The organism is Streptomyces sp. SBT349, assembly GCF_001083795.1.
Lineage (GTDB): Bacteria > Actinomycetota > Actinomycetes > Streptomycetales > Streptomycetaceae > Streptomyces.
Map to the genome: position 1 here is coordinate 1 of NZ_LAVK01000120.1, position 20,498 is coordinate 20,498.

Sequence of the window (20,498 nt, forward strand, 5' to 3'; positions counted from 1 at the left end):
GGGCAGCGGCGGCGCGCCGGGGGAGTCGGAGGGCATGGCGCCGGGGCGCTGCGAGGGCTCTCCGGCCGGTTCGAACCGCAGGACCCTGCACGCGGTGGCCCAGCGCTCGGTGAGCCCGTCGGCGTCGAGGGCGTTCAGCCGCTTGGCACCGAGCGCGTCCACCGCCTGCTGCCAGCTCTCGCTGCCGGGGGCGGGCTCGGCCACCACGGCGGGCCAGACGATCAGCCGCCCGCCCTTGTCCTTGCTGCCGCAGGTCACCGTGGCCGCGACGCCCTCGGCCAGGCCGAGCCCGTCGAGCGGCTGCTCACCCGGGCCGCCGACGAGACAGACCGCGCCGTCCGCCCAGACGTGCCAGAGCGCCCGCGCCGGGCCCTCGGGGCCCCGCACCCACACCAGCCCGGACTTCTTCGCGGACTCCTCGATCAGGGCCAGGTCGAACGCGGCGATCGTCGTCATGCCCGGGAGCGTAGCCCCGGTGGCCCTACGCCGACAGACCGAGGGCGGCCATCCGCCGGGTGTGGGCCTCGGTGATGCGCGAGAACATGCGGCCGATCTCCGCCAGGTCGAACCCGTCGGCCACCCCGCCGACCAGCATGGTGGAGAGCGCGTCGCGGTCCGCCACCACGCGCTGGGCCTGGGAGAGCGCCTCGCCCATCAGCCGCCGCGCCCACAGCGCGAGACGGCCGCCGACCGGCGGCTCGGCCTCGATCGCGGCGCGCACCTTCTCGACGGCGAAGGAGGCGTGGCCGGTGTCGTCCAGCACGCCGAGGACCAGGGAGCGAGTGTCGGAGTCGAGGCGGGCGGCGACCTCGCGGTAGAAGTCGGCGGCGATCGCGTCGCCCACATACGCCTTGACCAGGCCCTCGAGCCAGTCGGACGGCGCGGTCAGCCGGTGGAAGTCCTCCAGGGCGGAGGCGAACGGCTCCATCGCCGCCGTCGGGTCCTCGTCGATCCGGCGCAGCCGCTCGGTGAGCTGCTCGAAGTGCTGGAACTCCGCCGCCGCCATCCGGGCCAGCGCGGCCTTGTCGCCCAGGGTCGGCGCCAGCTTGGCGTCGTCCGCGAGCCGCTCGAACGCCGCGAGCTCGCCGTAGGCCAGCGCGCCCAGCAGGTCGACCACGGCCGCCCGGTACCGCGGGTCGGCGGACGCCTCCGCCCAGTCCGCCGTGGTCTGCGGCGTCTCGGCGGCGGGGGGCGAGGTCTCGGGCGTCTCCATCAGAACTCCTCCGCGGGCGGTCGCGGCGCCCGCCCGGCTACTGGTCACGCCGTGCACAATAGCCGCTGGCCGGGGTGGCCGTGGCCGCGGTCGTTCCCCGGACGCGCACGCCCGTTCGCCGGTGGTTTCCCGCCGGTCCCGCCGCCCCTCCCGCCCGCGGTCACCCGCCGATCGGGGAACGCTCCCGGGGTCCGCGGGCGATCACCCGTGGACAGGGCCTGCCGCATGTGCGCCGTTCCGGGGTACAGTGGTATAGCGGCCCACTTGTATGAGGTGGGCCCATCCCCATGCCGGAGACCTGGGCCCGGAAGGTGCCGGATGCCCAGGCCGCCCGAGGATGCCCGGTCGGTGGCCCGATCGGCTCCGACCTGACCAGCCCTCCAGCGCGGTGCGGTGGGGGACCCCCTGACTCGACGTCCGGGAGCCCTCGCACACACCGCGGCATGAGGGACCCCGCTCGCGCGGTGCGTGCGCTTGAGCGAGACGACCGGGTCCCGCACCGGACGGCCGGCCCCCCACCGGGGCCGCCACTCGACGGCGCGGTGAAAACGACCCGCCTCGCCGCCGGGTGCCGTGCGTCACACAGAAGAGGCAACCACCCTGTCCGCTACCACCACACCCACGAGTTTTCGGGATCTCGGGATCCTGGCCGAGACAGCCGAGGCCCTGGAGGCCGTCGGCATCACGACCCCGTTCCCCATCCAGGAAATGACCCTCCCCGTCGCCCTCGCCGGCACCGATGTCATCGGGCAGGCGAAGACCGGCACCGGGAAGACGCTCGGCTTCGGCCTGCCCCTGCTGGAGGCCGTCACCGTCCCCGCCGACGTCGAGTCCGGGCGGGCCGAGCCCACCCGGCTGACCAACGCACCGCAGGCGCTCGTCGTCGTGCCCACGCGCGAGCTGTGCCAGCAGGTGACCAACGACCTGCTGACCGCCGGCAAGGTCAGGAACGTGCGGGTGCTGTCGATCTACGGCGGCCGCGCCTACGAACCGCAGGTCGACGCCCTGGCCAAGGGCGTGGACGTCGTCGTCGGCACCCCGGGACGGCTCCTCGACCTGGCGGGCCAGCGCAAGCTGGACCTGTCCGAGGTGCGCTGCCTCGTCCTGGACGAGGCCGACGAGATGCTCGACCTCGGCTTCCTCCCCGATGTCGAGAAGATCATCGAGCTGCTGCCCCCCAAGCGGCAGACGATGCTCTTCTCCGCCACCATGCCGGGCCAGGTCATCGGCCTCGCCCGGCGCTACATGAGCCAGCCCACCCACATCCGCGCCTCCGAGCCGCACGACGAGGGCGCGACGGTGGCGAACACCACGCAGCACGTCTTCCGGGCCCACTCCATGGACAAGCCCGAGATGGTCGCCCGCATGCTCCAGGCCGAGGGCCGGGGGCTGGTGATGGTCTTCTGCCGCACCAAGCGGACCGCGGCCGACGTGGCCGAGCAGCTCGGCCGCCGCGGCTTCGCCGCCGCCGCGGTCCACGGGGACCTCGGCCAGGGCGCGCGGGAGCAGGCGCTGCGCGCGTTCCGCAACGGCAAGGTCGACGTCCTGGTCTGCACCGATGTCGCGGCCCGCGGCATCGACGTGGACGGCGTCACCCATGTGATCAACTACCAGACGCCCGAGGACGAGAAGACCTATCTGCACCGGATCGGCAGGACCGGCCGCGCCGGGGCCACCGGCATCGCGGTCACCCTGGTCGACTGGGACGACATCCCGCGCTGGCAGCTGATCAACAAGGCGCTGGGCCTGGCGTTCCCCGACCCGCCGGAGACGTACTCCACCTCCCCGCACCTCTTCGAGGCGCTGCGGATCCCCCAGGGCACCAGGGGCACGCTGCCGCGTGCCGAGCGCACCCGCGCGGGGCTCGCGGCCGAGGAGGTCGAGGACCTCGGCGGTCCCGGCGCCAAGCGCCGGGGGCGCGAGAGCCGTCCGCCGCGCACCCGCGCCCCGCGCCAGCGCCGCCGCACCCGCGGCGGCCTGGATCCGGACGGTGAGGCCGGCGAGGCCACCGGCGAGGTGGCGGGCACCGAGGGCTCCGTGCCCGGCACGGCTCCGGCGAAGGCCGCGGCTCCGGCCGTCGTCGCGGCGGCCCCCGCCGGGGACGGCGAGGAGAGCGCGGCGGCGCCGCGCACCCCGCGCCGCCGTCGCCGCAGGACCCGCGGTGGCCAGGGGAAGCCCGGTCAGGCCGGCGGTGCCGCTGAGTCATGAGAGCGGCGGCCCGGACCACGGGCCGCCCGACGCCGATGCCCGGGGCCGTCAGAAGACGGGTTCGCCACCCCGGGTCAGGCGCCAGTCCGCCGAGGCGAACGCGGCAGGGTCGATCTCGCCGTTCGCCTGCACCCACGCGATGATCGTGTTGCGGATCTCGTCGGAGTTCGACCAGAGCTGTTCGGCCGCGGCCACATGCGGAAAGTTTCCGCCACCGTTGGCCCGGTAATTGTTCACCGCGAGAATGAACTCGGCGCTGTCCACCACCGGCTCGCCCTCGAAGAGCAGCCCGCCGATCCGGGAGCCCGCGGGCTGGGCGATGTCGATGTCGTAGGTGACGCCGCTGACCACGTCGTAGTTGTAGTCCGGCGTGCCCTCGGCGTTGGTGAGCGCCGCCGGGTCCACCGGGGCGTCCGCCGGGGTCCGCACGAAGTACTGCGCCGAGAACTCCAGGTACTCCCTCAGCTGCGCGCCGGTGATCAGGCGCGCCTCCAGCGTGTTCTCGAAGACGTACATCCCCGCGACGTCGCGGATCGTGACCTCGCCCGCCGGGATCGCGGCGCTGCGCGAGAAGCAGGCCGCCTGGGAGAGCACCGGCAGGTCGGCCCACTCGGAACCGGCCACCGCGGCGCGGACCGTCTCGGCCTGCACATGGTTGATGAAGTCGATGATGGCGGTGTCCTTGTACGGCGCCTCGGTCGCCGCCATGGCCTCCCTCGCGGTCCCGATGACCTGGTTGACGTAGGCGACGGCGTTGGCGTGCTGCTCGGCGACCAGCCGCGTGATGCGGGGGTCCTCCTCGGCGGTGCTCGCGTCGAGCACCCGTGAGGAGACCGACGCGACCTGCCAGTGGTCCTCCGCCCAGACCAGGTCGATGTCGAAGACGCTCAGCCGCATGCCCCACATCAGCGGCTCGGAGAGCACGACGTCCCGGCCGGTCTCGGCGTTGGTGATCCGGCGCTCGGGGATCTCCTCGTGCGCGTGGCCCACCAGGATCGCGTCGATGCCCGGCACCCGCTCGGCCACCAGCGCCGCCGCGTTCTCGATGTGCGGGAGCTGGTCGCCGTAGGAGGAGGTGCCGCTGGTGCCCGAGTGCGCGGAGACGATCACCACGTCGGCGCCCATGGCGCGGAGCCTGGGCACATACCGCGCCGCCTGCTCCTCCAGCCCGGGGAAGATCATCTCGCCCTCGACGTTGGCCCGGTCCCAGAGGGCGATGCCGGGGTTGGTGAGCCCGAGCACGGCGACCTTGACGTCCCGGCCGAACGGGCTGCGCAGCTCGCCGATCCAGTACGGCGGGAACGCGGGCCGCTCCGTCCGGGCGTCCAGCGCGTTGGCCGCGAGGAGCGGGAAGTCGCACTGCTCCTCGAAGGCGCGCAGCAGCGGGATGCCGTAGTTGAACTCGTGGTTGCCGAGCGCGACGGCGTCGTAGCCCATCGCGTTCATGGCGAGCGCCATAGGGTGGACCGGGCCGCCGGAGGCGCCGGTGATGGGGTCGATCTTGGCGTAGTAGTAGGCGAGCTGGGTGCCCTGGATGGTGTCGCCCGCGTCGATGAGGAGGGTGCGGTGGGGGCCGCGTTCGGCGCGGATCCGGTGGACGAGGGTGGACAGCTTCGCCAGGCCGATGTCGTTCCCCTCCTCGTCCGCGAACTCGGCGTCGGTGAAGTAGTCCCAGTTGAAGACGTTGCCGTGGAGGTCCGTGGTGCCCATGACGGAGAACGAGAGACGCGTGGGGTCCGCGGTCCAGTCACCGGCGGCGGGGGCGGTGCCCGCGGCCGTGGCGAGGGCGACGCCCGCGCCCGTCGCCGCGGTGCGGCCGAGGAAGGTTCTGCGGTCGAGGGACATGGGTGACTCCTTGCGGGGTGGACCGTGGGAACGCGCGTAGATTCTGGCGGAGCCGCTCCCCTCGGCAACACCCCCCGAGGGTTTCTCCTCGATGACGGACCGATGTCGGCGGCCGTCCCCCGGGGGCGGTTACTGTCGGAGTGTGAGCAGACCCCCGTTCTGTGTGCCGCCCGCCGAGGTGCGGGCCCGCCCGCTCGTCACCGCGCGCGGCGAGTTCTCCGTGCTGGACGCCGTCCCCACCTGCGAGACCGTCGGCACGGTGCTGCTGGTGCCGGGCTACACGGGCAGCAAGGAGGACTTCATCGCGCTGCTCGCGCCGCTGGCCGCCGCCGGGTACCGGGCGGTGGCCGTGGACGGGCGGGGCCAGTACGAGACGGTGTGCGCCGAGGGGCGCGTGGCGTACCGGCTGGGGGCGCTGGCGGAGGACGTGTTGGCGCAGACCGACGCGCTGGGCGCCGCCCCGCTCCACCTGGTGGGGCACTCGCTGGGCGGCCTGATCTCCCGGGGCGCGGTGCTCCGGGCGGTGGCCGCCGGGCGCACGCCGCCGTTCGCCTCGCTGACCCTGATCGGCTCGGGCCCGGGGCGGATCGTGCGCAGGCAGCGGTGGCGGGCGCGGGCGCTGGCGCTCGGGCTGCCGCTGCTGGGCGCGCACGGGATGTGGCGGCTGACGCAGCGCGTGGAGCCGGGGGAGGTGGGGGAGTTCCTGCGCCGGCGCTGGCTGGCCAACGCGCCCGCGCAGCTGGCGGCCACCGGGCGCACGCTGCGGTACGAGCCGGACCGGGTGGAACTGCTGGCCGCCGCGGGGCTGCCGGTGCACGTGCTGTCGGGGGAGCGTGACGGGATCTGGCCGATGCCGGCGCTGGACCGGATGGCCGAGCGGCTGGGCGCGCGGCGCACGGTGATCAGGGGTGCGGAGCACTCGCCGAACACCGAGCGGCCCGCGGCGACGGCCCAGGCGCTGATCGACTTCTGGGCCGCCCGGGGGCCCCGGCCGCGCCTTCCCGGCGCGGGTGCCAGGGAGCACGCGGCCCGCCGGTAGGTGCCCGGGGGAGTGGCGGCGGAATACGCGGCATCGGGCGGCGGGTTGGGGCGGACATGGCTGACACATCCTTCGATCCGCACGCGCTGCTCGCGCGGAGCCGGCTCGGCGTGCTCGCGACGATCAAGTCCGACGGCCGCCCCCAGCTCTCTCCCGTCCAGCCGTCCTACGACCGCGCCGCCGGTGTCCTCCGGGTGTCGACGACCGAGCGGACCGCCAAGGTCGCGAACCTGCGCCGGGACCCCCGGGTCTCGCTGGAGGTGACCAGCGAGGACGGCTGGGAGTGGGCCACCGCCGAGGGCACGGCCACACTCGTCGGGCCGGGCACCGACCCGCACGGTCCCGAGGTCGGTGCCCTGGTGGACTACTACCGCGCCGCCGCCGGCGAGCACCCGGACTGGGACGAGTACCGGTCGGTCATGGTGTCCGACCGGAGGGTGCTGATCACGATGACGGTCGACACCGTGTACGGCGCCAAGCTCCGCTGACGGCCGAGCTCCGCTGACGGCCTCAGGCCGTCAGCGGGCGGGCGCCCTTGGCGCGGGTGACGATCTCGGCGTAGACCTCGGGCGAGGTGGTGTTCTCGCCCAGGCCGCACTCCTTGCGGGAGCCGTGGTAGTCGCTCGACCCGGTGGGCAGCAGGGACAGCTCCGCCGCCAGGGAGCGCAGCCGGGCCCGCACCTCGGCGTCGTGGTCCATGTGGTCCACCTCGACGCCGTCGAGCCCCGCCTCGGCGAGGCGGGCGATCGCGCTCTCGGGCACGCACCGGCCGCGTTGCAGCGCCAGCGGGTGGGCGAAGACGGCGACGCCGCCCGCGTTGTGGAGGAGGCGGACCGCGGTGAACGCGTCCAGCTCGTGCTTCCCCACGTACGCGCGCCCGCCGTCGCCGATCCACTCGGCGGTGAACGCGGCCGAGATGTCGGGGATCACCCCCGCCTCGACCATCGCCGCCGCGATGTGCGGGCGGCCGACGGCGCCCTGGGCCAGCGCACGGACCCGCTCCCAGGTGATCGGGACGCCGCGCTCCTGGAGCTTGGTGACGATGCCGCGCGCCCGCGGGACGCGGTCGTCGCGCAACAGGTCGCGTTCGCGGGCCAGTTCGGGCTCGTCGGGGTCGAACAGGTAGCCCAGCATGTGCAGGCTGACCCCGTCCAGGCGGCAGGAGATCTCGGCGCCCGTCACCAGCGTGAGGCCCGGCGGCAGCGCGGCGGCCGCGGCGGCGTGCCCGGCGACCGTGTCGTGGTCGGTCAGGGCCACCACGTCGAGCCCGGCGGCCGACGCCTTGGCGACGAGCTCGTCGGGGGTGTCGGTGCCGTCGGACGCGGTGGAGTGGGCGTGCAGGTCGATGCGCACCCGGTCAGGATAGCCGCGACAGGATGTGCGGCGAGAGGGCGCCGCAGGGCACGAGCTCCACCTCGGAGCCCGCGTCGCGCAGGTCGGTGAGGACCAGCTCGTCGTACATCAGCAGCCCCGACTCCGGTGGCCAGACCACCGCCCACAGCCACAGCCCCATCGCCTCGCCCGCGAACACCGCGCGGTCCGGCGGCGCGTCGTGGACGAGCCACAGCGGCGTGGGCCGCCCGGCCGCCAGCACCTTGGCCTGCGGGGGCTCGTCCACCTTCAGCCGGGACCCGGGGTCCGGCCCCTCGATGCCCGCGTACCCGGCGCCGAGCCCGACGCCCAACTCCTCGGCGATCAGGAGGAGTTCGCCGGGGCCGCCGAGCGGTCCCGGCCCCGTGCAGGCCACCGCGGTGGCCCGGCCGCCGCTGCGGTCGTCGCCCGCGCAGGCGATGCCGGTGAACAGCCAGCCCACCGGGAGCGGCCAGGGCATCCAGACGGGGACCTTGGTGCGGTTGACGACGACCGCGAGCGCGTTGACGCTGGGCGGGATGACCGGCTGGAGCGGGTGCACGGCACCGTGGTCGGCGCACTGCCAGGAGTCGGCGAAGAGGCCGGGCGCGCGCACCCCCCCACCGCATTTCGGGCAACTTGGTTCGCCCCTCATGGGGAACAACAGTCCCTCCGCGGCGCCCGTCCGTCAAGGCGTGTCACGGGCCGAGCGCCACCTGTCCGCGCGTGGGGTCGGCGAGATCCGTGCCGTGGTGGGCCCAGCGTTCCGACAACGCCGCCGCGCCGTGCGCCCGTTGCCAGGCGGCCTCGTGCCCCGTCATCGGCAGCAGCGGCAGGTAGCGGACCGGGTCGCGGGGCGCGGGCAGCACCAACTCGGGCACGGTGCCGTCCGGTTCGCCGATGAGCACCGCGGTGAACGGCGCCCCGGGCCACAGCGGCTCGCCCAGGTCGAGCGAGCCGCCGGGCGCCACCACCACGCCCTCCACCTGTGGCGAGGCGGCGACGACGGCCAGCGGGCGCAGGGCGGCGTCGGTCGGGGCCCGGCCGGAGCGCAGGGTGAGCAACAGCTCGGCGCGCGGGCCGCGTTCGGGGTCGGCGACGGGTGCGGTCGGGTCGGCCATCGGCGCGCCCGACATCCCGAGCGTGGCGTAACGGACCAGGCGGGCGCCCGGATCGGGGAAGCGCAGCACCTCGATGCGTTCCGTGCCGAGGAAGGTCACCGCGGCGCGGGCGTCGGGCTCGCCGAGCACCGCCCGCAGCCGGTCCTCGACCCGGGCCAGAACGCCGGTCATGTGTCCTCCTGCCCGCCGCGTTCGGCCCTGATCACCAGGGCCAGACCCGACAGGATGAGCCCCAGGGCGGGATAGGCGGCGGCCTCGGGGAGCTGGCCGAGCCAGACGGCGGCGATGAGGGCGGCGCCCGGTGTCTCGAGGAGCAGGGCGGTGGAGGTGATCGACGGGCCGAGGCCACGCACCACGCGGTTGATCAGGGAGTGGCCGAGGAACTGGGCGGTCGCCGTCAGCGCCACCAGCTTCAGCCAGGTCTCGCCGGAGTACCCCCCGCCGAGCGAGGCACCCGCGACCAGGCAGACGACCAGCAGCACGGCCGCGGTCGTGCCGTAGCACAGGAACGTGTACGTGGTGGTGCTCGTGGTCCGCCGCACCTCGGCGCCGATCAGCACGTACCCGGCCGCGGCGATGCCGCCGCCCAGGGCCAGCGCGTCGCCGGCCAGTGCCTCGGACGAGACGGACAGGTCCACGCCGGTCAGGACCAGGACCCCGGCGAACGCGACCGCCGAGCCGAGCCATACCGCCGCGGGCGGGCGGCGGCCCAGGACGCGCAGCAGCAGGGTGGTCCAGATGGGGGTCGTGGTGACCAGGGCGACCGAGGAGGCGACCGAGGTGAGGTGGAGGCTGGGCAGCCAGAGCCCGAAGTGCGCGGCGAGCGCGAGGCCCGAGCCGAGGGAGAGCAGCAGGGTCCGGCGGCCGATCGCCGCCAACTCGGCGCGCAGCCGCCCGCGGAGCGCGACGACGGGGGCGAGCGCGGCCACGGCCAGCGCGTTGCGCCAGAAGGCGATGGCCAGCGCGGGCGCGGCGGTCGCCGCTATCAGGGGGCCCGAGAACGAGACGGTGGTGAGGGCCACGGCGAGCAGCAGGGCGTCGAGCCTGACGCCCGAGGGCACGGCGGAGACGAGGGGCGCGTGGGACCGTTCTACGCGCGGTGCGCGGGTGGTCGGCACCACTCCTCCTTCCTCCGGTGCTTCCTCCGGTCCTTCCTCCGGACCCGACGGGCTCCCCTAGACCCTAGGCGTGCCCCCGGCCGAGCGGAATGCCGGGCGGGGGCACGTGGCGCGGCACGAGGCGCGGCGCGAGGTGCGGCACGCAGCGATACGGCGGCCGGGATGCCCCGGCCGCCGCCGTGCGGGTGCGTGCCTCGCGCTCAGAGTGTGCCGAAGCCCACGCGGCGGGCCGTCGGCTGGCCGATCTCCACATAGGCCACCTGGTCCGCCGGGACCAGGACCTTGCGGCCGTGCTCGTCGACCAGGGTGAGCAGCTTCCCGCTGCCGGACAGCGCCTCGCCGACCGCGCTCTCCACCTCCTCGGCAGACTGTCCGCTCTCGAGAACGATCTCGCGCGGCGTGTGCTGAACGCCGATCTTGATCTCCACGGCTTGTCCCTCCGCTGGTCCATGACGTGCGCGACAGGTCCGCGCCGTACTGAGCACAGGTTAGCCGCGCCGCTCGGCCACCCAGGCACGGGTGGCCACGCCCAGAGCGAACAGTCGGTGCCGCCTCAGTGCTGCGGCATCGGGAAACCGGCGATGCCGCGCCACGCGAGCGAGGCCGTCAGGGTGCGGGCCACGTCGCGCGGGACCTGCCGGCCCGAGCTCAGCCAGTGCCTCGCGGTGATCTGGGCCATGCCGCACAGGCTGACCGCGAGCAGCATCGCCTGCTCCTCCGGCAGGTCGGCGTCCTCGGCGATCAGCGGGCTGACCATCTTGGCGCAGTCGAGCGAGACCCGGTCGACGCGCTCGCGCACCGACGGCTCGTTCGTCAGGTCGGACTCGAAGACCAGCCGGAACGCGCCGCCCTCGTGCTCCACATAGGAGAAGTAGGCGTCCATGGTGGCGGCGATGCGCTGCTTGTTGTCGTTGGTGGAGGCCAGCGCCTTGCGGACGGCCCCCACCAGCGCCTCGCACTGCTGGTCGAGCAGCGCCAGGTACAGCTCCAGCTTGCCGGGGAAGTGCTGGTAGAGCACCGGCTTGCTGACCCCGGCCCGGTCGGCGATGTCGTCCATCGCGGCCGCGTGGTACCCCTGCGCGACGAAGACTTCCTGCGCCGCGCCCAGCAGCTGGTTGCGTCGGGCCCGGCGTGGCAAACGCGTACCACGCGGACGCGCCTCGGTCTGCTCGGTGGCTGTCACGCCGCCTCCCGGTGGTTGTGGTGTGCAACGCGGGCACTGCACGCGTCCTGGTCGTACGCCGTGTCGACATCGTACGTTCGAGTAGTCGCGCAGCGTGCATCGTGAGGGCAGGATTTCACTCTGCGGACACCCCCCGGCTCAGCGGTACTCCTCGTCCCCGGGGTCCACCACCCTCGCCTGCTCGGCGGCGTCCGCGGGGTCGGCGTCCTCGACGCCGCGCTCCGTCAGCGGGGCGTCGCGCAGGCTGAGCAGATCGAAGCGCTGCTCGGCGGCGTCGGCCTCGGGAGTCTCCTCGTCGAGCTCTTCGTCGTACAGCTCTTCCGCGTGCTCGTCGTCGAGGAACTCGTCGAACGACTCGGGCTCTCCCGGGTCCTGCGACACGGCCGCCACCTCCTCCGAGAGGTCTGAGGTCTCGTGGACCATTCCCAGCCTAGGGGCGCGGCCACCGCGAGGCGAACGCGGCGAATCGCCTGCGACCCGGAGGGGCGCGTGCCAGGGGGCGCGCGGGGCTCTTACTATGGCGCCATGCCAACCACCGAAGAGCAGCGGGTTCAAGCCGCGCTCGCCGCCGCGGAGGGCTGGCCCGGGGTCCGGGACGGGGAGACCCTGCGCTCGGTCGCGCTCCCCGGGATGACCCTGGCGATCCGCCGCCGGGCCGCCGCGCTCGACGGCCTGGAACCCGCGCTCTTCGTCCACGGCCTGGGCGGCTCCTCGCGGAACTGGTCGGCCCTGATGCAGCGGCTCTCCTCCGACGTCGAGTGCGAGGCCGTCGACCTTCCCGGCTTCGGCGCCTCGCCGCCCGCGGACCGGCCCGACTACTCGGTCTACGGGCACGCCCGGGCGGTGATCCGCTGCCTGGACGCCGGCGAACGGGGGCCCGTCCACCTCGTCGGGAACTCGCTGGGCGGCGCCGTGACCACCCGGGTCGCCGCCCTGCGGCCCGACCTGGTGCGCAGCCTCACCCTGATCTCCCCCGCCCTGCCCGAGCTCTCGCCCCAGCGCACCGCGCTGCCGACCGGCCTGCTCGGCGTCCCCGGCATCACGCGGCTGCTGCGCCGGGTGACCCGCGACCAGCCCGCGGGCCAGCGCGCCCGCCAGGTGCTGCGCCTCTGCTACGGCGACCCGGCGCGGATCACGCTGGAGGAGTTCTTCGCGGCCGAGGCCGAGCTGGAACGGCGGCAGTCGTTGCCGTACTTCTGGGACTCCCTCGGGCGCAGCGCCCGCGGCCTGGTCAACGCCTACACCCTCGGCGGCCAGCACTCGCTGTGGCGGCAGGCCGAGCGGGTGCTCGCGCCGACGCTGCTGATGTACGGGGTGCGCGACCGGCTGGTGTCGGTTCGCGCGGCGCGGCGGGCGAGCAGGACGTTCGGCCTCTCCCGGCTTGTCGTGCTCCCGGAGGCCGGGCACATGGCCATGATGGAGTACCCGGACGAAGTGGCCACCGCGTTCCGGGACTTCCTTCCCGGGGCCATGCCGGCGACGGCGGGCTGAGGGAGCGTATGGACTACCGTGACGCGGCCGTACCGCCCGCGCCGGCTCCCCGGCCGGAGCCGCTGCCGGGCCCCGGCAGAGCGGGCCAAGGACCCAAACAGGAGTATCTGGATGCCTTCGACGACGCGCAGTTCTCGGGAGGAGCCATCCCCCACCAGCGGGGGGCGGAGCACCGACCCGCGGGGCACAGGCGCCGGGAGGGGCCGGAGGGCCCGCCGCCGTCGCGCCGCCACGGGCGGCCGAGGAAGCGCGCGGCCATGCGCGGGGATAGCGCCCGGCGCCGCCGGGCGAACGGCGGCTGGGGCAAGACGCTCACCGGGATGGCCGCCGCCGCGGTGGTGACCGTCCTCGGCATCGCCGTCGCCGTGCGCGTCGCCGATCCGGGCCCGGCCGACCGCGATGTGACCGACGCCGAGCAGCCGGCGCCCGCCGCCGGTGGCGAGGCCGGCGCCGGGACCACCGAGGAGCGCCCCGCCGTCCCCGAGGACGCCCCGCCCTCGCGCGGCCCGGGGCCCGAGCCCACCTACGAGGAACTGCTCGGCACGCGGGTGGACATGGACCCCGACCTGGTCGGCTCGGGCGAGCTGGTCCCGGTCGACGGCAGCGAGGACGCGGCCAACCCGGACGCGGCCACGCTGGTGCGCTACCGGGTCGACGTGGAGGCGGAGCTCGGCCTGGACGCCGAGTTCTTCGCGGACGCCGTGCAGCGGACCCTCAGCGACGGCCGCGGCTGGGGCAACGAGGGCGAGCGCTCGTTCGCCCGCGTCTCCTCGGGTGAGTACGACTTCGTCGTCACCCTGGCGAGCCCCGGCACGGCGGCGGACTGGTGTGCGAGGTCAGGGCTCGACATCACCGAGGACAACGTGTCCTGCAACTCGTCCAGCACCGAGCGCGTGATCATCAACGCCTGGCGGTGGGCGCAGGGCGCCGAGACCTACGGCGACGACATCGCCGGATACCGGCAGATGCTCATCAACCACGAGGTCGGGCACCGCCTCGGCTACGGGCACGTGGTCTGTCCGGGCGAGGACGAGCCGGCGCCGGTGATGATGCAGCAGACCAAGTTCCTGGAGACGGACGGCGTGACCTGCCGGCCCAACCCCTGGCCGCATCCGCGGAATTGACCGTTCGCGCCGCACCCGTCGCGCGCTAACGACGCGGTGCGGCGCGAAGTCACGAATATTCACCCCTTTTGATGGTGTGGCGGACAACCGTCCGTCGTCCCAGGCACATGTAGACATACCGTCTTTCCGTCAGTGACACGGAGAGAGGGGGTGCGCAGGTGCGCGTCGCACTGCTCACAGAGGGTGGATACCCGTATGCGCAGGGCGAGTCGGTCGCCTGGTGCGACCGGCTGCTGCACGGCCTGACCGGTCACGACTTCGACATCGGCGCCCTCAGCCGCAGCAGGCGGCAGGAGCACGGGCCCAGACGCCCGCCCCCGCCGCACGTGCGCCGGGTGCGCACCGCGCCGCTGTGGGGCCCGCCCCCCGCCGGGCGGGTGCCGCGCGGGGCGGGGCGCCGGTTCGCCGAGTGCTTCGCCGAGCTGACCGCCGCGCTCTGCCCGGGGTACCAGCCGCTCGGCGAGGAGCACCCCGGCCGTCAGGCGGACCGTTTCGCCACGGGCCTCTACGGGCTCGCCGCGCTGGCGGCGGCGCACGGCGGACTCGGCGCGTGGCTCTGCTCCGATGAGGCGGTCCGCGTGCTGGAGGCGGCCTGCCGGGCGCCGGGGGCGCCGCGCGCCGCGCAGGCCGCGCGGGTGGCCGACCTGCTGCTGGTCGCCGACCGCATGGAGCGCGCGCTGCGCCCGCTCTCCCTCGACTGGTACGGCGACCAGGGGCTCGGCGACGCCGACCTGTGCCACGCGGTCGGCGGCGGGCCCGCGGCGCTGGCCGGGCTGCTGGCCCACCGCCTCCACGGCACGCCGCTGCTGATCACGGAGCACGGCGCGCGGGTACGCGATCACTACCTGAGAAGCGCGGTGAGCGCCGCGAGCGTCGCGGGCGCCGCCCTGGGCGCGCACGCCGTCGCGCCGTCGGCCGCGGGCGCGCCGGTGCGGGCGCTGCTCGGCGCGTTCCAGGTGCGGCTGGCCCGGGAGATCTACGCCAGGGCCGCGCTGATCACGCCCGGCGACGCGCTCGCCAGGCGCTGGCAGGAGCGGTGCGGCGCCGCGCCGGAACGGCTCCGCACCGTCTACCCGGGCATGGACGCGCGCCCCTTCCACGCCGTGGCCGGGGCCCCCGCCGCCCCGGCCCCTCCCGCGCTGGTCTGGGTCGGGCGCATGGTGCGGGAGAAGGATCTGACCGGGCTGCTGCGCGCGTTCGACGCCGTGCGGGCGGCCGAGCCCGCGACCCGGCTGTGGATCGTGGACTCCCGCGCGCACGGCACGGCCGACGCGGCCTACCCGGCCCGCTGCCGCGCGCTGGCCGCGCGGCTGTTCCCGGCCGGGGCGGCCGACGCCGGGGGCGGGGCGGCGGCGCCCGTCACGTTCACCGAGGTGGGGAGCGCCGAGGTGCCGGGGCTCGCGGACGCCTACGCGCGGGCCGCCGGGGGAGTGGCGGTGCTCTCCAGCGCCGTCGAGGGCTATCCGGTGCCGCTGATCGAGGCGATGTTCTGCGGCCGGGCCACCGTCTCGACGGACGTGGGCGCGGTGGCCGAGGTGGTGGGCGGCACGGGGCTCGTGGTGCCGCCGCGCGACCCGGGGGCGCTGGCCGACGCCTGCCTGGCGCTGCTGCGCGACCCCGAGCGCCGGGCCCGGCTGGGCGCCGCGGCGCGCGCCCGCGCGCTCGAACTCTTCACCGTCGAACGGAACGTGGCGGCGTTCGGCGCCATCTACCGGGAGCTGGGCGCGGGCGGCGCCGCCTCCGGGCCGGCCAGGCCCGGCTGGGCGGCCGAGCCCATACGCCTCGCCGCCGGCGGGAGGGAGCGGGCGTGACCGCCTCCGCCGACCCCGTGCGCCGGCTGCTCCAGGACCACCGGGCGCTGTGCGAGCGCGCCGTCGACCCGCTGGAGATCGCGGCGGGACTCGAGGCCGCGGGCGTCACCGACCGGTCCGCCGCCCGGTTCCGGCACCGCGACGTCTTCTCGCTGGCCGAGGAGCTGTACGCCCGTGCCGCGCCGGCGCCCGACAGCGCGGGAGGCGCCACCGTGCGGGTCGCGCGCCCCCGGTCGCCGCGGCGCGCCGCGCGCCTGCTCTCCCCGCTCCTGCCCGGCGTGCTGTGCGCCGGCGCGGTGGTCGCCGGGACCGCGCGCCCGCCGGCGGCGGCCGTGCTCGCGCTCGGCCTCACCGCCCTGACGCTGGCCGCGGCCCGGCTGGTCCTCTCCCCCCTGGGGCCGCCGGGCGTCGCGGGCCTGTGCGCGCTGCCGCCGCTCGGCTACGCGCTCTTCGGCGACCCGGTGCTGGCCGAGCTGCTGCCGGGACGCCAGACCGCGCCCGCCGACGCGGCGACCGCCACCGCGCTCACGCTGGCGTTCGCCGCGGCGCCGATGGCCTGGTGCCGCGGCTGGTTCGCCGTCCGCCGCCTGCGGCTGCTGGCCGCCAGCCGCGGCCTGCGGCAGTTCGCCGCGGGGGCCGGGCCCCTGGTCGCCGCCGCGCTCGCCCTGGTCCTGGCCGGGCTGTTCGCCGTGCAGGGCGCGGCGCGGCTCCTTCCGCTGCCCGGCACGCCCGGCGCGTTCGCCGCGACGACCGCCCTCGGCCTGCTGCTGGCGATCGCCGTGCTGCTGGTGGCGCACGGCAGGCGGCAGGCCGCCGCCGCCGGGCTGGCCGCCGCGGGCGGCCTCGAACTGCTCGCCCTCGCCCTCGCGGGCGGCGCCTGGCTGCCGGGCTGCGCGGGGCTCGCGCGCCCCGTCGAGGCGCTGGTCACCGCCCAGGGGCCGGCCGCGGTCCCCGCCCTTGCCTGCGGCGCCGCCGCCGCAGCGCTGCTGGTCGCCACCGTGCGCGCGCGCCCCCGGTCGCCGCGCGCCGCGCGACCGGGCCCACCTGACCCCCGGAGCCGCCCCCCTCGTCCCCCCAAGACCCGTTCCCACGCGATATGAGGAGTCCAGAACCGATGACCCGACAGTTGCCCGGCGTCGCCGCCGAATCCCCGCGGGAGGCCGTCCGATGAGAGTGCTGCTTCTCGGCGCGGGCGGGTACCTGGGCCGGTTCGTGGCCGACCGGCTGCTCGCCGACCCCGCCGTCCAGCTCACCGCGCTCGGCCGCGGCGACGACGCGGATGTCCGTTTCGATCTGTCCACCGGCAGTCCCGGGGCGCTCACGCGCTTCCTCGACGCCGTCCACCCCGGCGTCGTCGTCAACTGCGCGGGCGCCATCCGCGGCACGGCCAGCGAGCTGGCCCGGCACAACACGGTGGCCACCGCGACCCTGTGCGAGTCGCTGCGCCGCAGCGGCTGCCGGGCCAGGCTGGTCCACCTGGGCTGCGCGGCCGAGTACGGCCCCTCGCAGAACGGCTCCTCGATCGCCGAGGACGCCATCGCCAGGCCCGGCGGCCCCTACGGGGTGAGCAAGCTCGCCGCCACCGAGCTGGTGCTCGGCTCCGGTCTCGACGCGATCGTGCTGCGCGTCTTCTCGCCCACCGGCCCCGGCACCCCGGCGGGCTCCCCGCTCGGGCGCCTGGCCGACTCCCTGCGGCGGGCGATGCAGCACGGCGACAGCGAGCTGAAGGTCGGCGGGCTCGGCGTCCAGCGCGACTTCGTGGACGTCCGCGACGTGGCCAGGGCGGCGCACGCGGCCACGCTCTCGGCGGCGCAGGGCGTCGTCAACATCGGCACCGGGCACGCGATCCGGCTGCGCGACGCGGCCTCCGCGCTGGCGCGCATCTCCGGCTACGGCGGAACGCTGCACGAGCTGGAGGGCCCGCCCGCCCCCCGGCACCCGGACGGCGTGGCGGTCGTTCCGTATCCGGACGGCTGCGGCGGCTGGCAGCAGGCGGACGTGCGCACGGCGCGCGACCGGCTCGGCTGGCGGGCCAGGATCGGCCTGGAGGAGTCGCTGGCCGACATCTGGATGGAGGCGGCCTGCCGGATGTGAGGCGGTGGCCTCGGGGCCGGTGACCCCGGCCCGGTGACCTGGGGGCCGGCGGCCCGACCGGAGTGTGGGACGGGTGTCTCGGAATGGGACCGCGCATGGCAGTGTTGAAGCCGAAGGACTGTCCCTATGACCCCACGGAGTCACCGTGTCGCTGCCACCCCTGGTAGAGCCGGCCGCCGAGCTCACCGTCGACGAGGTCCGCAGGTACTCCCGCCACCTGATCATCCCGGATGTCGGGATGGACGGGCAGAAGCGGCTGAAGAACGCCAAGGTGCTGTGCGTGGGCGCGGGCGGCCTCGGGTCCCCCGCGCTCATGTACCTGGCCGCCGCGGGGGTCGGCACCCTGGGCATCGTGGAGTTCGACGAGGTGGACGAGTCGAACCTGCAACGGCAGATCATCCACAGCCAGGCGGACATCGGCAGGTCCAAGGCGGTGTCCGCCAAGGAGACGGTGCAGGGGATCAACCCCTACGTCCAGGTCAACGTGCACGAGGAGCGCCTCGACTCGTCGAACGTCATGGAGCTGTTCGCGGGGTACGACCTGATCGTGGACGGCACGGACAACTTCGCGACCCGCTACCTGGTGAACGACGCCTGCGTGCTGCTCGGCAAGCCCTATGTCTGGGGCTCCATCTACCGCTTCGACGGCCAGGCCTCGGTCTTCTGGTCGGAGCACGGCCCCTGCTACCGCTGCCTGTACCCCGAGCCGCCGCCGCCCGGGATGGTGCCGTCCTGCGCCGAGGGCGGCGTCCTCGGCGTGCTGTGCGCCTCCATCGGCTCGATCCAGGTCACCGAGGCGGTCAAGGTGCTGACCGGCACGGGTGAGTCCCTGGTCGGGCGGCTGATGATCTACGACGCCCTGGAGATGACCTACCGGCAGGTCAGGATCCGCAAGGACCCGAACTGCGCGGTCTGCGGCGACAACCCGACCGTCACCGAGCTCATCGACTACGAGGCGTTCTGCGGTGTCGTCTCGGACGAGGCGCAGGAGGCGGCGATGGGCTCGACGATCACTCCGGCGCAGCTCAAGGAGTGGATCGACGGCAACGAGAAGATCGACATCATCGACGTGCGCGAGCCCAACGAGTACGAGATCGTCTCGATCCCGGGCGCGCGGCTGATCCCGAAGAACGAGTTCCTCATGGGGAGCGCGCTCAGCGACCTGCCGCAGGACAAGCGGATCGTCCTGCACTGCAAGACGGGTGTCCGCTCCGCGGAAGTGCTGGCGGTTTTGAAGAACGCCGGGTTCGCGGACGCGGTGCACGTGGGCGGCGGGGTCATCGGCTGGGTGAACCAGATCGAGCCGCAGAAGCCCGTCTACTGACGGACGCGACCGCCCCCGGCGCGCGCGACGTGCCGCGCGGGGGCGGCCCCGTTCAGTCGCAGGTCAGGCCGTCGGGCGGCGGCTCGTCGGCCAGCAGGTGGGCGTTGACCGCCTCCACCACGCACGCGTTGCCGCTGGTGTACGCGCCGTGCCCCTCGCCGTCGTAGGTGAGCAGCACCCCGACGCCCTCGCCCAGCGCCTCGCGCATCCGCTCCGCCCCGGCGTAGGGCGTGGCCGGGTCGCCGGTGGTACCGAGCAGCAGGATCGGGCCGGCGCCCTCGGCCCCGACCTCGGGCCGGTCGCTCACGCCGGTCACCGGCCAGTTGGCGCAGGACAGCAGCGACCAGACCAGGTGCGGGCCGAAGACGGGGGAGGCGGCCTCGAACGCGGCGCGGTGCTCGTCGACGTCCTCCACGGTGAGCCTGGAGGAGAAGTCCGCGCAGTTGATGGCGTTGTTGGCGGCGTGGAGGTTGCGGTAACGGCCTTGCTCGTCGCGGCCGTTGTAGTCCTCGGCGGCGGCCAGCAGCAGGTCCCCGCGGCCCTCGTCCAGCGCCTGGGCGAGCGCGTCGGTGAGGTGGGGCCAGGACGCCTCGGAGTAGAGCGCCGAGAGCAGCGCGGTCACCGCGAGGCCCTGGGTGAGTTCGCGGTCGGTGGCGGTGGGCAGCGGGTCCTCGCGCAGGTCGGCGAGGAGGCCGTTGATCACGTCGTACGCCTCCTGTCCGCCCGCGCCGGTCGGGCAGGCGGGCCCGTCGGCGGCGCAGTCGGCGAGGTAGTTGTCCAGGGCGAGCTGGAAGCCCTCGGCCTGGAGCAGGGCGCGTTCGGCGACGTCGCGGGTGGGGTCCACCACGGCGTCGAGGACGGTGCGGCCCACGAGGCCGGGGAAGAGGTGGGCGTAGACGGCGCCGAGCTTGCTGCCGTAGGAGACGCCGAAGTAGTGGAGCCGGTCGTCGCCGAGCGCCTGGCGCAGCAGGTCGAGGTCCCGGGCGGCGTCCTCGGTGGTGAGGTGCGGCAGCAGCCGCCCGGCGTTGGCGGCGCAGTCGTGGGCGTAGGCGCGGCTGTCCGCGAGGTACTCCCGCTCCTCCTCCGCGGTGCGGGGCGGGCCGTGGTCCTCCTGCCCCGAGGCGTCGATCTCGGCGTCCGAGCGGCAGACCACGCCCGCGCTCTCGCCGACGCCACGCGGGTCGAAGCTGACCAGGTCGTAGCCGCCGGCGCGCAGTTCGTCGTAACGGCTCGCGGCGCGCGGGAGCGTGGCTACCCCGGAGCCGCCGGGGCCGCCGAAGTTGAACACGAGGGAGCCGAGGCGGTGGTTCTCCGCGGTGGAACGGGCGCGGACGACCGCGATGCCGATCGTCTCGCTGTGGGCGGGGTCGGCGTAGTCGAGGGGAACGGTGAGCGTGGCGCACTCCCACTCGGCGCCGGGCGCCTCGCCGGCCCCCTGCACCGGGGTGGGCGCCTCGCAGCCGGTCCAGTCGAGCGTCTGCCCGGTGAACTCGGCGGGCAGCGCGGGCGCGTCCTCCACGGGCGCGGCGGGGGAACCGGGGGATCCCGGCGCCCCGGTGGAGGGCGATCACCCGTTC

20 protein-coding genes are annotated in these 20,498 nt (G+C 75.1%); 9 read left to right on the forward strand and 11 right to left on the reverse strand.

Annotated features, from left to right (window positions below; translation table 11 throughout):
- Together ADY01_RS16645 and ADY01_RS16650 are read right to left on the reverse strand one after the other, a co-directional pair.
- Window positions 1–456: hypothetical protein (locus ADY01_RS16645; protein ID WP_049573417.1), on the reverse strand; the 456-nt coding region annotated here is incomplete at its 3' end.
- Window positions 457–481: 25 nt separating this feature from the next.
- Complete coding sequence (locus tag ADY01_RS16650) at window positions 482–1,213, reverse strand: ferritin-like fold-containing protein (RefSeq protein WP_049573377.1); 732 nt, start codon at window positions 1,211–1,213, stop codon at window positions 482–484.
- 573 nt (window positions 1,214–1,786) lie between these two features.
- Here ADY01_RS16650 and ADY01_RS16655 point away from each other — a divergent pair.
- Window positions 1,787–3,421 (forward strand): DEAD/DEAH box helicase, encoded by a 1,635-nt coding sequence (locus ADY01_RS16655; protein WP_078900356.1) that lies wholly within the window; start codon window positions 1,787–1,789, stop codon window positions 3,419–3,421.
- Window positions 3,422–3,469: 48 nt separating this feature from the next.
- Here the strand turns inward: ADY01_RS16655 and ADY01_RS16660 are convergent, their stop codons facing one another.
- Window positions 3,470–5,266, reverse strand: coding sequence for a bifunctional metallophosphatase/5'-nucleotidase (locus tag ADY01_RS16660; RefSeq protein WP_049573380.1), 1,797 nt, complete (start codon window positions 5,264–5,266; stop codon window positions 3,470–3,472).
- A 142-nt stretch (window positions 5,267–5,408) separates the two neighbouring features.
- Between ADY01_RS16660 and ADY01_RS16665 the strand changes: the two genes are divergently transcribed.
- Both ADY01_RS16665 and ADY01_RS16670 read left to right on the forward strand, forming a co-directional pair.
- Window positions 5,409–6,305 carry an alpha/beta fold hydrolase gene (locus tag ADY01_RS16665; RefSeq protein WP_049573383.1) on the forward strand — a complete coding sequence of 299 codons (897 nt, stop codon included), beginning with the start codon at window positions 5,409–5,411 and terminating at the stop codon, window positions 6,303–6,305.
- Window positions 6,306–6,361: 56 nt separating this feature from the next.
- A complete protein-coding gene (locus tag ADY01_RS16670) occupies window positions 6,362–6,793 on the forward strand; it encodes a PPOX class F420-dependent oxidoreductase (protein WP_049573385.1) in 432 nt (143 codons plus the stop codon).
- 22 nt (window positions 6,794–6,815) lie between these two features.
- On the opposite strand, the gene ADY01_RS16675 is transcribed toward ADY01_RS16670, so the two are convergent.
- From ADY01_RS16675 to ADY01_RS16705, 7 genes are all read right to left on the reverse strand, one after another.
- A complete protein-coding gene (locus ADY01_RS16675; RefSeq protein ID WP_049573387.1) occupies window positions 6,816–7,658 on the reverse strand; it encodes a PHP domain-containing protein in 843 nt (280 codons plus the stop codon).
- Between the two features lie 4 nt (window positions 7,659–7,662).
- Complete coding sequence (locus tag ADY01_RS16680) at window positions 7,663–8,310, reverse strand: DUF6758 family protein (protein ID WP_049573390.1); 648 nt, start codon at window positions 8,308–8,310, stop codon at window positions 7,663–7,665.
- A 43-nt stretch (window positions 8,311–8,353) separates the two neighbouring features.
- A complete protein-coding gene (locus tag ADY01_RS16685) occupies window positions 8,354–8,947 on the reverse strand; it encodes a suppressor of fused domain protein (RefSeq protein WP_049573394.1) in 594 nt (197 codons plus the stop codon).
- Window positions 8,944–9,894 carry a DMT family transporter gene (locus ADY01_RS16690; protein ID WP_049573427.1) on the reverse strand — a complete coding sequence of 317 codons (951 nt, stop codon included), beginning with the start codon at window positions 9,892–9,894 and terminating at the stop codon, window positions 8,944–8,946. Before ADY01_RS16690 ends, ADY01_RS16685 begins: the two co-directional genes overlap by 4 nt.
- A 200-nt stretch (window positions 9,895–10,094) precedes the next feature.
- Window positions 10,095–10,322 carry a DUF3107 domain-containing protein gene (locus tag ADY01_RS16695; protein ID WP_049573397.1) on the reverse strand — a complete coding sequence of 76 codons (228 nt, stop codon included), beginning with the start codon at window positions 10,320–10,322 and terminating at the stop codon, window positions 10,095–10,097.
- A 125-nt stretch (window positions 10,323–10,447) separates the two neighbouring features.
- Entirely contained in the window at window positions 10,448–11,077 is a 630-nt protein-coding gene (locus ADY01_RS16700; protein WP_049573401.1) for a TetR/AcrR family transcriptional regulator, read from the reverse strand.
- A 138-nt stretch (window positions 11,078–11,215) separates the two neighbouring features.
- Window positions 11,216–11,500 carry a hypothetical protein gene (locus ADY01_RS16705; protein WP_049573404.1) on the reverse strand — a complete coding sequence of 95 codons (285 nt, stop codon included), beginning with the start codon at window positions 11,498–11,500 and terminating at the stop codon, window positions 11,216–11,218.
- A 102-nt stretch (window positions 11,501–11,602) separates the two neighbouring features.
- On the opposite strand from ADY01_RS16705, the gene ADY01_RS16710 reads away from it, so the two are divergent.
- From ADY01_RS16710 to moeZ, 6 genes are all read left to right on the forward strand, one after another.
- Entirely contained in the window at window positions 11,603–12,568 is a 966-nt protein-coding gene (locus ADY01_RS16710; protein ID WP_049573407.1) for an alpha/beta fold hydrolase, read from the forward strand.
- 257 nt (window positions 12,569–12,825) lie between these two features.
- Window positions 12,826–13,692 (forward strand): DUF3152 domain-containing protein, encoded by an 867-nt coding sequence (locus tag ADY01_RS16715; RefSeq protein WP_053170911.1) that lies wholly within the window; start codon window positions 12,826–12,828, stop codon window positions 13,690–13,692.
- Between the two features lie 158 nt (window positions 13,693–13,850).
- Window positions 13,851–15,503 carry a DUF3492 domain-containing protein gene (locus ADY01_RS16720; RefSeq protein ID WP_053170914.1) on the forward strand — a complete coding sequence of 551 codons (1,653 nt, stop codon included), beginning with the start codon at window positions 13,851–13,853 and terminating at the stop codon, window positions 15,501–15,503.
- On the forward strand, window positions 15,500–16,603 hold the full coding sequence (locus ADY01_RS16725; protein ID WP_053170917.1) for a hypothetical protein: 1,104 nt from the start codon (window positions 15,500–15,502) through the stop codon (window positions 16,601–16,603). The genes ADY01_RS16720 and ADY01_RS16725 overlap by 4 nt, the downstream gene beginning before the upstream one ends.
- A 67-nt stretch (window positions 16,604–16,670) precedes the next feature.
- Window positions 16,671–17,597 carry an NAD-dependent epimerase/dehydratase family protein gene (locus tag ADY01_RS16730; RefSeq protein WP_049573410.1) on the forward strand — a complete coding sequence of 309 codons (927 nt, stop codon included), beginning with the start codon at window positions 16,671–16,673 and terminating at the stop codon, window positions 17,595–17,597.
- Window positions 17,598–17,742: 145 nt separating this feature from the next.
- Window positions 17,743–18,921 (forward strand): adenylyltransferase/sulfurtransferase MoeZ, encoded by a 1,179-nt coding sequence (moeZ, locus tag ADY01_RS16735; RefSeq protein WP_049573412.1) that lies wholly within the window; start codon window positions 17,743–17,745, stop codon window positions 18,919–18,921.
- Between the two features lie 52 nt (window positions 18,922–18,973).
- Here moeZ and ADY01_RS16740 read toward each other — a convergent pair whose 3' ends face one another.
- Complete coding sequence (locus ADY01_RS16740; RefSeq protein ID WP_053170922.1) at window positions 18,974–20,440, reverse strand: alpha/beta hydrolase; 1,467 nt, start codon at window positions 20,438–20,440, stop codon at window positions 18,974–18,976.
- Window positions 20,441–20,498: the final 58 nt, after the last annotated feature.

Bases quoted from the DNA above. Each gene is read 5' to 3' on its own strand.
- ADY01_RS16650 (WP_049573377.1), bottom strand. From the start codon at position 1,213: ATGGAGACGCCCGAGACCTCGCCCCCCGCCGCCGAGACGCCGCAGACC.
- ADY01_RS16660 (WP_049573380.1), bottom strand. From the start codon at position 5,266: ATGTCCCTCGACCGCAGAACCTTCCTCGGCCGCACCGCGGCGACGGGC.
- ADY01_RS16670 (WP_049573385.1), top strand. From the start codon at position 6,362: ATGGCTGACACATCCTTCGATCCGCACGCGCTGCTCGCGCGGAGCCGG.
- ADY01_RS16680 (WP_049573390.1), bottom strand. From the start codon at position 8,310: ATGAGGGGCGAACCAAGTTGCCCGAAATGCGGTGGGGGGGTGCGCGCG.
- ADY01_RS16685 (WP_049573394.1), bottom strand. From the start codon at position 8,947: ATGACCGGCGTTCTGGCCCGGGTCGAGGACCGGCTGCGGGCGGTGCTC.
- ADY01_RS16705 (WP_049573404.1), bottom strand. From the start codon at position 11,500: ATGGTCCACGAGACCTCAGACCTCTCGGAGGAGGTGGCGGCCGTGTCG.
- ADY01_RS16710 (WP_049573407.1), top strand. From the start codon at position 11,603: ATGCCAACCACCGAAGAGCAGCGGGTTCAAGCCGCGCTCGCCGCCGCG.
- ADY01_RS16715 (WP_053170911.1), top strand. From the start codon at position 12,826: ATGCGCGGGGATAGCGCCCGGCGCCGCCGGGCGAACGGCGGCTGGGGC.
- ADY01_RS16730 (WP_049573410.1), top strand. From the start codon at position 16,671: ATGAGAGTGCTGCTTCTCGGCGCGGGCGGGTACCTGGGCCGGTTCGTG.